Source organism: Synechococcus sp. Nb3U1 (genome assembly GCF_021533835.1).
GTDB lineage: Bacteria > Cyanobacteriota > Cyanobacteriia > Thermostichales > Thermostichaceae > Thermostichus.
The window spans coordinates 623166-636228 of the sequence record NZ_JAKFYQ010000002.1 but is presented as its reverse complement, the minus strand read 5'-3'; the positions used below and the strand labels follow the sequence as shown (position 1 = coordinate 636228).

The window sequence follows — 13063 nt, the reverse complement described above, 5'->3', positions numbered from 1 at the left end:
GATCTCGACACGACCTGCAGTTCTTTCTATCCCGAGAAGGTCTCAGCAGCCTGATCCTGAATAATCCAGGTACGCAATATCTGAATTTCGTGAGGGCTAAGGTGGCCTAGACGATCCACACTAGTACCGTTGCGGCGAATGTAAGCCAATTCCGGGGATCCACTGCGCCCGATAAAAGATCCCGGAGATTCCCCCTGTGGGTCAGCAGTTGGTGTTGGTTCAGCCCCTCCTTCTCCTTCTGACAATAAGCTCAAGGCATCTACCGTCGTTGTTCCCCCTCCATTCAAAGGGATCCCTGCCGCCCGTTGAATGACAGCATGACGCGCTAACCAGCGGGGTTTCAGCAACTCACTGGTTGCCGAACCGGGTGTCACATAACGCATCACCGCTGTATAGCTATCCAACAAGCTGCGTCGCATCCGACCCGCCTGCTGATGACAACCCACGCAACTAGCTTCTAGCAAGGGTTTAATATCCCGCTGATAGGTGTACTGAGGTTCCGTGCGGAAGGTTAGCTCTACGGGTTTTTGCAAATCCAGCTCCCCAGAAGCAGGCAACAAAACCTTGTAATCGGTGCTGTAGCTGAGCAATTGTAACGGCTGAAAAATCAGATCATTGCCTTGAATGTCAAAAGCGACTTCGAGAGGCGGCTGAATACCAAAAGCCAAACTGGTTAGGCCTGCTGGGAGCTGCTGATCAAAACGCAGATGAATGCGTTGATCAATCGGGATCCCTCTTTGACCAGGAGAAGGAGTGCTAGAAACCAGAGAAATGCCCGTTGGAGGAGGAGCTGTAAATTCCAGTTGAGCTTGCTGCACAGGGGCACGAGGCTGCAAAAGAGCCAAGGCATCTGGATAAAACGTGCTGTATTGTTCCAGTTGAGAGGGAGACAGGTTTTGCTGCCAAGCACTGCGGGGCATACGCACCGTGAATAGGGGTACTTGCTGCTCCCCGGCTTGTCCCAGCACCTCTAGAGTCACTTGCTCCGCTTGCGATTGCGCCTGAAACTGTTGCCCCAAGGCTTGCCAAACCAAAGGACGAGCCTGTTCTACCAGTTGCGGATAACTCTGCCCTTGTACCGATAAAGATAATTTCTGAGGCTGAGTCCAACCCAACCCAGCCCATGCCAATCCAAAAGCCAGCCCAAAGCTGAGCAGCAAGGATCCCAGCTTAATCCATAATCGATAGCGAGAGTCTAGCCTCAGCATTGATTCACAAATCACTCATGATCTACTCAATCTCTAAGATCGATCTCTAAGAAAAATCAAGTAAAAACTCATATTTCTTCTATTCTTCCAAGATAAATGGGGTAATCAAAACAACAACCTCACTTCTATTATTGGTCGTGCTTTGTCTACGGAAAAGAGAACCAAGCAGAGGAATCTCGGAAAGAAGTGGAACTTTATCCACGGATACACGATCCTCCTCTTGTATTAACCCTCCAACGAACAGTGTTTCTCGATCTTTAAGTCTAGTTTGCAAGGTTCCGACAGAGCGCTGATTTAGCAAGCTAATCACAGTTCCATCAGAAAGCGTAATTTGACTGTCAATAGAGGAAATCTGAGGGAGAAGATTCAATGTTATATATCCATTGTCATCAATTCTGACGTTTTGAATAATCAAGTTAACTCCTGCATTTCCTTTTTCAAAGACGACGGTCGATGTACCAGTAGCAGGATCTGTTTGCAATCTCCTGTTAGTTATAACTTCTTGGCCAACTATAATAGCTGCACCAGTATTATTAGCAACGATTACCTTTGGATCAGCTAATGTCTTAGCTGTCCCTGAAGAAATAGCTGCATCTATGCGTGCTGCTAGGGATTGTTGCAACCGATTTAGGGTGTTAAACACAAGCGAGCCCCCAGTTCCTGAGGCAGGAACAACACCAACGTTAGGAACTGAAGATCCTGCGGGTTGGTTAAGAGGGGTTCCACCAAAGTTGGTGTTGTCTCCAGATCCTAGAGCAAAGTTGCCAGAGGCACTACCCAGTGCAACTCCTAGATCAGAACCATTATTGAGGTTAACCTCAATGAATCTGGCACTAATTAAAACCTGGCGACTTCTCAAATCAATTTGGGCAAGATAAGCCGCAATCACATCATGTTGTGTAGGTGTGGCAACAATAGTTAGTGAATTTGTTCTTGGGTCTGCCTGGATCGCTGACGGTTGAGTTAAAGGTATGTTCGATGCTTCTAAAATTCCTTGGATTCTATCTCTGATTGCACTGGGGGTGATGCTTAATTGTGTAGCATTGATTTCTACAGTTCCTCCTCCTCCAGCTGTACCTGAAGCATTAAGGTCAAAAGTTTGTTCCGTCTCTTCTATTCTTAATTGATTCAAACGATATGTTTTTACAATCTGCTGACCAACTCCAGGCAGAGCACTGCCGATAAATACAGTCTGACCTGAGCGAGAGGCCTGAAGCTCTTTCAGTCGCAAAATGAAGTTAAAGGTTTCCTGTAGAGGCGAGTCTGCCACATCTAGAGAAATAGTCATATCAGGAGGTATGTCATTCAGAACCACATTTAATCCAGCTCGACGTACCAATAGACTCAACACATCTCCAACTGGAGCATCTTTTAAGGTCAGTGTAATGTTGGCATTGGATCCTAAATCGATTGGAGGTGGAGCAGGAATAATGCTTCCGACAGCCAGATCTCCTGCTGGAGGAGCCATTGCTCTACCCTGAAATTGAGAAGCATTAGTATCAATAGCGCCTGGGGGCAATTGCGGTTGGTTCAACTGCCCTACTGAGGGCACCTGAGAAATTATCGGCGAGGCAGGAGCTGCAGGAGCGCTGACAGGGGGCTGAGGAGGTGTTTGGGCGGGACTCTGGGCAATGGGTTGAATAGGTTGAGGCGCGGGCGGTTGAGCAACAGGAGCTTGGGGAGCCATGACTGGTATTGTTGCTTGACCCGGAGCAGCTGCCACTTGAGCAGAGGGCAATCCTTCAAAGTCGAAAACCAATTGGGTAGGGCTGCGCTGAGCCAATAGTCCTTGGGGAGCTGCTGACGTGCCTGCAATTTGCACCCGCACACTGTCACTGCCCACTTGCTTGGCTTCGATAAAGCTCACCCCCGGCAACGGCGACTCTTCGCGATAGCTACCTGAACCCATATCCAATTGAGCATTGGTGATATCGCCGATCCAAGACTGGCCTTGCTGGGTAAAGAACACCTGCGGGCGAGTTCCCCCCACTGTATCAATCTCGAGTTTCATGCGGTTGCCATTGGCCACCAAGCGGATATCCTTGATACGGCTGATGCTTTGGGGATTTGCGGAGGTCAACTGTTGAGCTACAACTTCATCGATCCGACTTTCCATAGCCAACATGGGCAATGACAGGATCAAGCTCAATGCACACCCATAAGCTACTCGACGGTTCATCATCCTCACACCTCACTCAGTTCGCCCTACCGTGTTCTTGCTTAACCTCACCACGGGTGCTCCTCTGACTCGTTCACCCAGTGCTTCCCTAATCAAACCCGAAATATTGGCATTTGCCACTATCTGTAGCTAGTTCACAGAAAATTTTTCCTGGATCTTCGATTAAGCAACGCTACCTGTGCTTTGTCGCCAATTTTCTCCTACCCTTTATCCATCCATCAAAAAGGGATCCCGCCGCCGCAGGATCCCTTTGCCAGTTACAAACGGCTAGGCCAAGTCAGCAATTACAGCTCTTTCACGGGGTTTCCTGTGACGATGCCTGCGCTTGCGTCCCCTGCAAGGCCTCCGGCCTGCTGGCGCGATGAGCAACTGATTGGTAAGATTTGCTGGGCTAGGTGACCAGAGAAAGGGCTGTAACCCTGTTGGGGGCTAAGGAGTCGGTGTTTCTCCTCCTGCAGGAGCTGGAGCAGTGCCCAGAGGAATCTCACTATTGTAGATGTAGGCAATTAGGTCGAATGAACTGTTCAACTCACCGGTATCAGGGATAGGTTGCAATGTGATATTGCTGACCCGGAACAGCGTCCGCAACCGCTCTACATCCCCCATCAGGTTGATTACGTCTGTGTAAGGGCCACGTAGGCTGACACGGGTGGTTTGCACCTGGATGGCCGGAGCAATAATGGCTGGAACCTCGGGATTCGCCGAAGAAGCTGGCCCTAACGGAGAGGGGTTAAAGCTGCGCAACTCGCTGCCAATTCGTCCTTGAACCAGACGATTTAAGTCAAGTAACTGGGTGTCGGCATTCTCAGGAGTCGAGAGCAACGCACTGATCTGTCGCTGCTCCACGCGAGCCCTCTCGATCTGATTGGGGACATCCTGTAGGCTGGCAATCTGACCCTGTACCCCTTGCAGTTGCGTGGTTTTGTTGGCTACATCCTCTTCCACGGCTTGTACTTGCTCAATCAGTGGGCGCAGTTGGGTAAAGGCCAAAACCCCCGCTGTACCAATGCCCAAGGCCCCAATCAGCAACCCAATCCGAATCGGGGTCAGCTCTATTCCCAACAAAACTGGGGGGCCCGCCGGAGCCGCCACAACCTGTTCATCGTAATAACTGTCTACTGGGTATTGTCCGGCCATTAGTTCGCCTCCACTTGGCGCAAAATTCTAATCTTCTCGACCAAACCAGTGGCACCCCGCAACTCCAATTCACGGGTAAATTCTGGATCGGGATCCCCTAGGGTGCGAACCGTCACAGTCAGACCATAGTTGACACTGGGTTCGGTGGTATCCGTGCCATCGATACGCTCGCTGCGGTTGATCACAGCACCCGTGACAAAATCCGAATCCAATAGGGTGAGCAAGAAATCATTTACTTGGGCAAAATCCATCGCCCCCCCCTGCACGTTGAGGGTATCTCCGGAGGCACTCACACCCGTTATCCATACCCCTTGACCTGGAACCCTACGGCGGAAGTCTTCTAGAATAGCCGACCAAGGTTGGACAGATCCCAAGAACGAGCGGAATCCTTCCGTTTGGGCACGAATGGTTTGCAGCTCTTGGTCAAGAGCCTGTAGACGGGCCAACTCCGCATTAGCCGTACTCAATTCGTTGTTGAGCCGGGTTTGCTCCGCTTGCAGGGTTTGCAACTGACGGCTGAAGCTGTCTTGGAAATACAGAAAAGCCCCAATTGCCACCGCCGCCGCCACCGCCCCAAGGCCAATGGCCGGGATCCAGTTCTGGGATCCCCCCCCAGGCCCAGGCACTTTCCCTCCATCTGTCCGAGATGTGTCGATGACATCAGGTCTTTCTTTAAGGAAGTTAATATCCGGTGTGTACATCTTTCCTGACCGCCTTGCGCACTATTGCATCAGTGATCTATCTCGGTAATCTGTGCTGACCCATAGGCCGCTAGCTCTACTTGTTGTACTCCCGTAGAGACAACCCCAGGGCTACTCCCATGGCGGGGCGTTCCTCTAAGGGCAGCTCTAAAGAATCCGGCACGGTAATGTTCCCGAAGGGATCCGCCAATTCCACCGCCATGCTCAACGACTGAGATAGGAACCCATCAATTTGCCCAATGCTGGCTCCAGGGCCAGCCAGGAGCACCTTTATGACTGGAGCGCTGCTTTCTGTATTGATGAAAAAGTCAATGGAGCGCTTGATCTCATCCGCTAAATCGGAGATAACCCGCATGACTGCTGTTACACCAGGGTTACCAGTAATGGGCTGCTCTCCGGTAGATAACACATCCGTTGGGCTGATCAGGGGTAGCTTCAGAGACTGCAATAGATCGCCAGTGCGGCTAATCGGCAAGTTCAGGGACTGGGCCAAGACCTGCCGCATGTGAATGGTACCAATATTAACGGTGCGGGTAAATTGCGGGATCCCGTTCACCAAAATGCTGATCTCGCTGCTCTCGTAGCCGATCGAGCTGAGCAACACCGCCTCTTGGGGGCCGTATTGGGTCAGTTGTTCGCGGATGGTGCGAATCAGAGAAAAGCTAGCTAGCTCCACACAGCGCACCTTCAGGTTGGCCGCCCGTAGCACCTCTAAGTAGTTGTCTACCACCTCTTTGGGAATGGCCACCAACAACACTTCGATACGTTCGATGCCGTCCTGGGAAAGATCCAGGCCCAAGGGCTGGTAATCTACATCCGCTTGGTCTCGAGGGTAGGGGATGTACAGCTCAGCTTCTTGCTCTAGTACCACCCGACGCAACTCATCTGCGGGCAGGTCAGCCGGCAAGCGAATTAAACGGACAATCGCTTCTCGCACAGGCACTGCTGTCGCTGTCGGCAAGTTGGTAGGAACTTTGTTCTCGTTCAGCAAATTCATGAGGGCTAAGCCAATCGTGCCCGGATCGAGGATGCGCCCTTCGATCATCGCTCCTTCTGGCATTTCCACACTGTGGTAGTGGGCCAGACGATAGCGACCATTGCCCTGCTTTTTCAGTTGGGCGACCGCGATGCGCTCAGGGTTGATATCCACCCCAAGCATGGTTTGGGTTTTGGAACCGCCGAGAAAGCTAAACACTCCGGGAAATACCGCCCTTTGCGCCACTGCTAGACGCATACTACCCAATTTATTCGGGGGTTACCACCGATTCGCCATTGACTGTCGGGAAATGTCTGTGTTAGCCGATCCATGTTTGCCAGGGATCCCGTTCAAGTCCTGCGCGGATCAGGGTTTGCTCGTTTCAGAGCAGAATCCACTGTGTATCTCATTATGTCCCTCTTATGTCCCTCATTAGCTGAGGCATCCTTTCCCTGCTCCTGCCAGTAATTATCTTCCCCAACTGCGGTGTTCTCCAAGAAGCTGTTTCGCTGATCCTTCCAAATTCAACGCTTCCCGGCTTGAGCAGGCCATTTCAGCTTTTTCAGAAGTGGGATGGGGGCCATAAAGCCTCCTGCTGGAGCGATAGGACTCAGTGCCTGTTTAAAACCCGTCTTCGTCAAGAGCCTGAACATTCTGCACAATGCGGGAGAGCTCGTTTTTCTCATCCACGTTAATGCGGGTCGGGGATCCGCTGATGATGCGCTCGTAGCCCCGGAAGGAGTCGCGGATTTGGATGCCAGTGTTGGAGATCAAGTATTCGCGGATGCCTTTATCGTGCCAGGAGCCGCGCATTTTGAAGACATTGAGGGCGCGGGCCATCTCGCCCCGGATCTCTACGTACTGCAGCAGGATGATCGTGTCAGTGATGGTGGAGATGTGGGATTCGGTGATGGAATGGGATCCCATGAATTGGTCGGTGGTGTTGGTGAAAAAGCCGGTGATTTCTTCTTGTTTGGCCAGGCCGGTCACCCCGATTACAAACTGACGAAAGGCGTTTTGGCTCACCCCCCGTGCCAGAGCCGAAAGGGAATCGATGGCGATGCGGGATGGGCTGAACCCCATCATTTCGGTTTTGATCTTCTGTAGGTGATCTTCTAGGCCGGCGGACTCGGGATAGGCGCAGATGATCTTCAGTAAACCCTGCCGCTCGAACTCTTCTAGGTCGATGCCCCAGGAGGAAGCGTTGCGAGAAAGCTGGGCCCGCGATTCTTCGTAGGCAAAGAGAATGCAGCGTTCCCCATCCAGGCAGCCCCGCTCGAGAAACTTGCTCACCAGCGAGGTTTTGCCGGTGCCGGTGGCGCCGGTGGCCAGGATAATCGAATCTTTGAAGAAGCCGCCCCCGCACATTTCGTCTAGCTTTTCGATGCCGGAAGATACCCGCACATTGGAGGAGCGCTGCGTCAGTTGCATGGCCCCCAAGGGGAAGATGTTGATGCCGTCGTTGGTGATGGTGAAGGGGTATTCCCCCTTCATGTGGGTGGTGCCCCGCAGTTTCAAGATCTCGATGGTACGCCGCCGCTTTTCCCCTTCCAGGATGTTGCGCAAAACCACAACGTTATCGGAGACAAATTCTTCCACTCCAAAGCGAGCAATCGGCCCGTACTCGTCGGTGCGCTCTGTGGTCATGACAGTGGTGACGTTGGTCTGCTTGAGGCGGGCGGTGAGGCGAAACAGTTCTCGCCGGACTATGCCGGCAGGGTCGTATTGCTGAAAGATGGCGGTGACCGAGTCAATGGATACCCGTTTGGCTTTGTACTTGCGGATGGCGTACTGAATGCGCTCGATCAGGGCAGACAGATCGAAGTTGCCACTCACTTCGTAGCCTTCTGGGTCGGGGGAGGCATCGAGAATAAACAGTTGCCCCTTGTCGATCAACGCCTGTAGATCCCAGCCAAAACTGGAGGCGTTACGAATAATATCGATGGGGGTTTCCTCAAAGGTGACGAAGATGCCCGGCTCTTGATATTGAATGATGCCGTTGTAGAGGAATTGAATGGCGAACAGGGTTTTGCCGGTGCCGGAGGTGCCACTGACCAAGGTGGTGCGGCCCAAGGGTAAGCCATCGTGGCTAATGTCATCGAAGCCCTCAATGCCCGTGGGTTTTTTCGGGATCCCGCGCGGCTGCGAAAGCCCCATGCGGCGGCTCGGTTTAGCGGTCTCGGTGGCTGGTTCTGATAGGTTATCCTGTGGCTTTTCTGGCTCAGCAGATCCAAATGGCTGATTCATTCCACTCTCCTCACTCCCGTAGCGTGGTTCAAGCCTCTGCGTCCAATTCTTCGTAGAGCAGGTCTAGGCCAATCAGCACTTTCTCGCGGTTCGACAGATCGCCAATGATCTTGCGCACCGGTGGCGGCAGGATTTTGGCCAAAGTCGGCGTTGCCAAGATCTTATCCTCCTCTGCCAGCTGCGGATTTTTCAAGACGTCGATCACCTTGAGGCTATACACGCCACGAAACTCTTTTTCCAAAATATCTTGCAGGGTATTGAGGGCACGCAGGGAGTTGGGGGTGTTGCCCGCCACGTAGAGCTTGAGAACGTAGGCTTTGCGAGTTTCGGCAGACATGATTCAGGGATCCCTCGGCGCGGGTTTGGGAATGGAGCGGCGGTACATTTCGCTCAGGTGGGCCATCACATCGATCAGGGTAATGCGATAGTCCAGCAGGATCTCCTCATTGCGGCCCTCCAATTTCAGTTGTTTGGCAAAATCTTCCATCAAGCCCATGTGCAGCTCCAACAGTTGGGCAGCGCCAATATCGGCAAAAAAGGCCAGCGCCACCAGTTCATCGATGCGGGCATTGGCGGTTTCTGGGGACTGAAAATATTCGAGGACGATGGTTTGGTACAGACCCCGTAGCCGCTGCATCAAGGCCCGCCGTTCCGGTTCAGGCAGGCGTCGATAGAACAAAGTGGGGTCACGATGATAATACACTCCGGCATAGCCCAGCCGTTCCCGCAATTTTTCCGCCAGATGCTGCTGTTGCTGGTTGCTGTAGGTCAGGTAGGCTTGTTCTTTCGGGCGTACTTGGCCTTGCGGTAGACCACAGGTGGGGGAAACTTGTAAAAATAGGGCGATGGCCCGCTCAATCAATAACTCCAGGGGAGAAATGCCATTGGTATGCATCAGCAGGTCTCGCGGCGCCAGGGAGCGCACCAAGGTAGCGTTGTGGTAGAAAAATTGCTCCCGTTTGAGGAGGGCATTGACGGCGGCAGCATGAGGGGTTCTCGGCAGAGCTTGGGCGCGTCCGCGCTGAGGGCAGGTTTCTTCTGGGCTAGGCTCGGGCTCTGAGGACTCTAAAACCAGCACCAACACCGTGGGCAAGAGCAGCCCCCATTCGCACAGTTGGTTGCCGATGCGCTCTAGTTGCTCCAGTCGAACCGGATCCACCAGCAATACCAAGCAGTCGATGCTGCCATTTTGCTGGTGTAAGTGCTTGAGGAACAGGTCTGGCTCGCGGAAAGTCTCGCTGGCAAAGCGTTGGGGCGGCAAGATTGATTCACAAACCAATGGTTCCCCATCGAGTGGATCCCAGGCTTGCAGCAGACAGATACGCAGTGGCTGTGTACTGGGGTTCAACGAGGAGCAAAAGGTGGGGTATCTCTTTATATTGTAAATCTGGGCGGGATCCCTGTGAGTCAGGGAATTGGGGTTGGGAAACCTGTGAGATCTGACAGCGCTGCCGTGGTCAGGATCCCGTAGGGTGGTCTCGGCAATTGCCGCCTACACTAAGGGTTGAACTATTGCTGGGATCCCTATGGCGCGACGCCCGTTGATTGTCGATTGTGACCCTGGCCAAGATGATGCTGTGGCGCTGTTGTTGGCCATGGCTTCGCCGGAGTTGGAACTGCTCGGCATCACGACGGTGGCCGGGAATGTTTCGGTGCAACAAACCAGCGACAATGCCCGGCGTATTTGTGAATTGGCGGGTCATCCTGAGATGGGGGTCTATGCTGGCTGTCCGCGTCCGCTGTTGCGCCCTTTGGAAACTGCCGAACATGTGCATGGCAAAACTGGGATCGATGGGGCCGATCTGCCGGAGCCGAAAATGCCCCTGGGATCCGCTCATGGAGTGCAGTATCTCATCCAAACTTTGATGGCTGCTCCGGAGCCGGTCACCCTGGCGCTGCTCGGCCCCATGACCAACTTGGCAGTGGCCTTGGTGCAACAGCCGCAGATTGTCGATCATATTGAGACGCTAGTGTTCATGGGGGGATCCGCTTTTGAGGGTAATGTCACCCCGGCAGCCGAGTTCAACATCCTCACGGATCCGCATGCAGCGCAGGTGGTGCTCAGTGCCGGGATCCGAGAGGTGGTGATGTTGGGATTGAATGTGACGCATCGGGTGATCAGCACCCCAGAGCGAATCGAGCGGATTCGCGCCCTGGGGACAAAAGTGGGGCAGACGGTGGCTGCCATGCTCACCTTTTATGGCAAGTTCGACATCGAGCGCTACGGATTGCCCGGTGGGCCCTTGCATGATCCCTGTGTGATCGCCTATCTGCTCGAACCCCAATTGTTCCAGACAAAGCCCTGTTATGTGGAAGTGGAAACCGCTAGCCCTCTCAACTTGGGCCGCACGGTGGTGGATCGCTGGGGATCCAGTGGCCAGCCTGCCAATGTCCAGGTGGCTTTTGAGGTCGATGCCCAGGGCTTTTACGATCTGCTCACGGAGCGATTGGGCCATTACCAATCGCGTCAGCGGGACGGAGTCCAATCGCGTCAGCGGGACGGAGTCCAATCGCGTCAGCGGGACGGAGTCCAATCGCGTCAGCGGGACGGAGTCCAATCGCGTCAGCGGGACGGAGTCCAATCGCGTCAGCAGGACGGAGTCCAATCGCGTCAGCGGGACGGAGTCCAATCGCGTCAGCAGGACGGAGTCCAATCGCGTCAGCAGGACGGAGTCCTATGAACTCAGGCGAAGCCAAGGTAGAAAAGGGCATTCCAAGCCAGGGAACCAAACTGGCAGGGGTGAATCTGCCCACCGCCATTACCCTCTTGCGTTTGGCCGGGATCCCGTTCATTTTGCTGGGATTAAGTTGGGGATCCCCGCGAGGAGAACGATTGGCCTTTTGGGCGTTCCTATTGGCGGCTGCCACCGACTGGCTGGATGGCTACTTGGCGCGGCGCTATGGGTTGGTGACGGATGTGGGCAAGTTTTTGGATCCCTTGGTAGATAAGCTGCTGGTGTTAGCCCCTCTGCTCAGTTTGCTGGAGTTGGGTCGGATCCCAGCCTGGGGGGTCTTTCTAATTGTGGGTCGAGAACTGGCTATTGCCGGTTGGCGGGTGAACCAAACCCACATTCGCGGGGCCAACCTCTGGGGCAAGGCAAAAACCGTGACACAAATCCTGGCCATCGCTCTGTTGATCCCGGGGTGGCCCATGGGGATCCCCTGTTTTTGGCTGGCGGTGGTTCTGACCTTGCTCTCAGGGTTGATGTATCTGCGCAACGACCATACCGAGCCGGATCCCATCTCCAGACTGGACAAGGAGAGCACCTCTGCCTGAAGTATCCGACCCTTTGAGCCAGCAGCCCCCTGGAGCAGATCAGTTGATCCTCGGCCTTGACCCAGGCTTGGGCACCATGGGCTTTGGCTGTATTCTGGCGGGATCCACAGGCTTAAAAACGGTCGATTACGGCGTGATCAGCACCTCGAGCCAACAATCGATGCCGGAACGCCTACAAACTTTGCACAACGATTTGGATCAGCTACTGCACCAACTGCGCCCCCAACAGGTGGGGATCGAAAAACTCTTCTTCTACAAAATGGGCAATACGATTGCCGTGGCTCAGGCCCGTGGGGTGATTTTGCTCACTTTGGCCCAGCATCAGCTGTTGCCGGCGGAGTTTACGCCCGCACAGGTGAAACAAAGCCTGACCGGATATGGGCGCGCCGATAAACACGCCGTCCAAACCGCGGTGGCCCGAGAACTCAACCTGCCGAGCTTGCCCCGCCCTGACGATGCCGCCGATGCCCTGGCCATTGCCCTCACCGTTTGGCACCATCGCTTTCTTTAGAGATTCCAGAACAGAGATTCCAGAACTCGCTCGGGATGGAGTCCTAAAATCCGCTCCGATATTGGTAAAGATCAGTAAAGAAGATGGGCTAGACTCATTACAACGAAAAGCACAGACGCTATGCCTTCCTCTTCACTGGATGTTCGTGAGCTGCCGTTGTTCCCGCTGCCGGAGGTGGTGCTGTTTCCGGGCCGCCCTCTGCCGCTGCATATTTTTGAGCCTCGCTACCGCATGATGATCAACACCGTTTTGGAGACGGATCGGCGCTTTGGGGTGCTCATGTTCGATCCCCAGACGGGATCCCCAGCCCGGGTAGGCTGTTGTGCCGAGGTGTTGCAGGTGCAGCGGTTGCCGGATGATCGCATGGATATTTTGACCCTGGGGCAGCAGCGCTTCCGCCTTCTGGACTACGTTCGGGAAAAACCCTTCCGGGTGGGGTTGGTGGAGTGGATCGAGGATGAGCCGACCCCTTCTGATTTGCAAGGTTTGGTGCGGCAGGTGTCTACCCTACTGGAAGATGTGGTACGCCTCTCGGGCAAGCTGATGGAGCGGGATACGGAACTGCCGGATCAATTACCCACCACCCCGACGGAGCTGTCCTACTGGATTGCCGGCCACTTTCATGGGGCACCGCAGGAGCAGCAGGCCCTGTTGGAAATGCTCAGCACCGAAGGCCGCCTGCGACGGGAAGAAGAAATTCTTGAGTCCACCCGTAAGCACTTGGCCGCTCGCACCGCCCTTAAGGATCTGTTCACGGAGATTTCCTGAGCCGGTGGCTGACCCTGAACGGATCAGAATGGCTCGGATATTCACCTAGCAAGGCGGAT

At 54.1% G+C, this 13063-nt stretch carries 12 protein-coding genes; 4 read left to right on the top strand and 8 right to left on the bottom strand.

The features are described 5' to 3' along the window. Window positions 1–26 precede the first annotated feature (26 nt). The 8 genes from L1047_RS13545 to L1047_RS13510 all read right to left on the bottom strand — a co-directional run bounded on the left by L1047_RS13545 (window position 27) and on the right by L1047_RS13510 (window position 9796). Window positions 27–1208, bottom strand: coding sequence for an Ig-like domain-containing protein (locus tag L1047_RS13545; protein ID WP_235279489.1), 1182 nt, complete (start codon window positions 1206–1208; stop codon window positions 27–29). A gap of 79 nt (window positions 1209–1287) precedes the next feature. Next, complete coding sequence (locus L1047_RS13540; protein ID WP_235279488.1) at window positions 1288–3390, bottom strand: AMIN domain-containing protein; 2103 nt, start codon at window positions 3388–3390, stop codon at window positions 1288–1290. 426 nt (window positions 3391–3816) lie between these two features. After that, window positions 3817–4524, bottom strand: coding sequence for a hypothetical protein (locus L1047_RS13535; protein WP_235279487.1), 708 nt, complete (start codon window positions 4522–4524; stop codon window positions 3817–3819). Beyond that, window positions 4524–5150, bottom strand: coding sequence for a PilN domain-containing protein (locus L1047_RS13530; RefSeq protein ID WP_235279486.1), 627 nt, complete (start codon window positions 5148–5150; stop codon window positions 4524–4526). The genes L1047_RS13535 and L1047_RS13530 overlap by 1 nt, the downstream gene beginning before the upstream one ends. A 151-nt stretch (window positions 5151–5301) precedes the next feature. Beyond that, window positions 5302–6459 (bottom strand): type IV pilus biogenesis protein PilM, encoded by a 1158-nt coding sequence (gene pilM, locus L1047_RS13525; protein ID WP_235279485.1) that lies wholly within the window; start codon window positions 6457–6459, stop codon window positions 5302–5304. Between the two features lie 363 nt (window positions 6460–6822). Next, window positions 6823–8358 carry a circadian clock protein KaiC gene (gene kaiC, locus L1047_RS13520; protein WP_235279694.1) on the bottom strand — a complete coding sequence of 512 codons (1536 nt, stop codon included), beginning with the start codon at window positions 8356–8358 and terminating at the stop codon, window positions 6823–6825. A gap of 118 nt (window positions 8359–8476) precedes the next feature. Further along, window positions 8477–8785 (bottom strand): circadian clock protein KaiB, encoded by a 309-nt coding sequence (gene kaiB / locus L1047_RS13515; protein WP_235279484.1) that lies wholly within the window; start codon window positions 8783–8785, stop codon window positions 8477–8479. Window positions 8786–8788: 3 nt separating this feature from the next. Beyond that, window positions 8789–9796 (bottom strand): circadian clock protein KaiA, encoded by a 1008-nt coding sequence (locus L1047_RS13510; RefSeq protein WP_328286073.1) that lies wholly within the window; start codon window positions 9794–9796, stop codon window positions 8789–8791. A gap of 178 nt (window positions 9797–9974) precedes the next feature. Between L1047_RS13510 and L1047_RS13505 the strand changes: the two genes are divergently transcribed. The 4 genes from L1047_RS13505 to L1047_RS13490 all read left to right on the top strand — a co-directional run bounded on the left by L1047_RS13505 (window position 9975) and on the right by L1047_RS13490 (window position 13004). Further along, entirely contained in the window at window positions 9975–11129 is a 1155-nt protein-coding gene (locus L1047_RS13505) for a nucleoside hydrolase (RefSeq protein ID WP_235279482.1), read from the top strand. A gap of 59 nt (window positions 11130–11188) precedes the next feature. Beyond that, complete coding sequence (gene pgsA / locus L1047_RS13500) at window positions 11189–11725, top strand: CDP-diacylglycerol--glycerol-3-phosphate 3-phosphatidyltransferase (protein WP_235279693.1); 537 nt, start codon at window positions 11189–11191, stop codon at window positions 11723–11725. A gap of 13 nt (window positions 11726–11738) precedes the next feature. Further along, window positions 11739–12236: a crossover junction endodeoxyribonuclease RuvC gene (gene ruvC, locus L1047_RS13495; RefSeq protein ID WP_268836631.1), complete on the top strand. Its 498-nt coding sequence runs from the start codon at window positions 11739–11741 to the stop codon at window positions 12234–12236. Window positions 12237–12356: 120 nt separating this feature from the next. Then, window positions 12357–13004 (top strand): LON peptidase substrate-binding domain-containing protein, encoded by a 648-nt coding sequence (locus L1047_RS13490; protein WP_235279481.1) that lies wholly within the window; start codon window positions 12357–12359, stop codon window positions 13002–13004. Window positions 13005–13063: the final 59 nt, after the last annotated feature.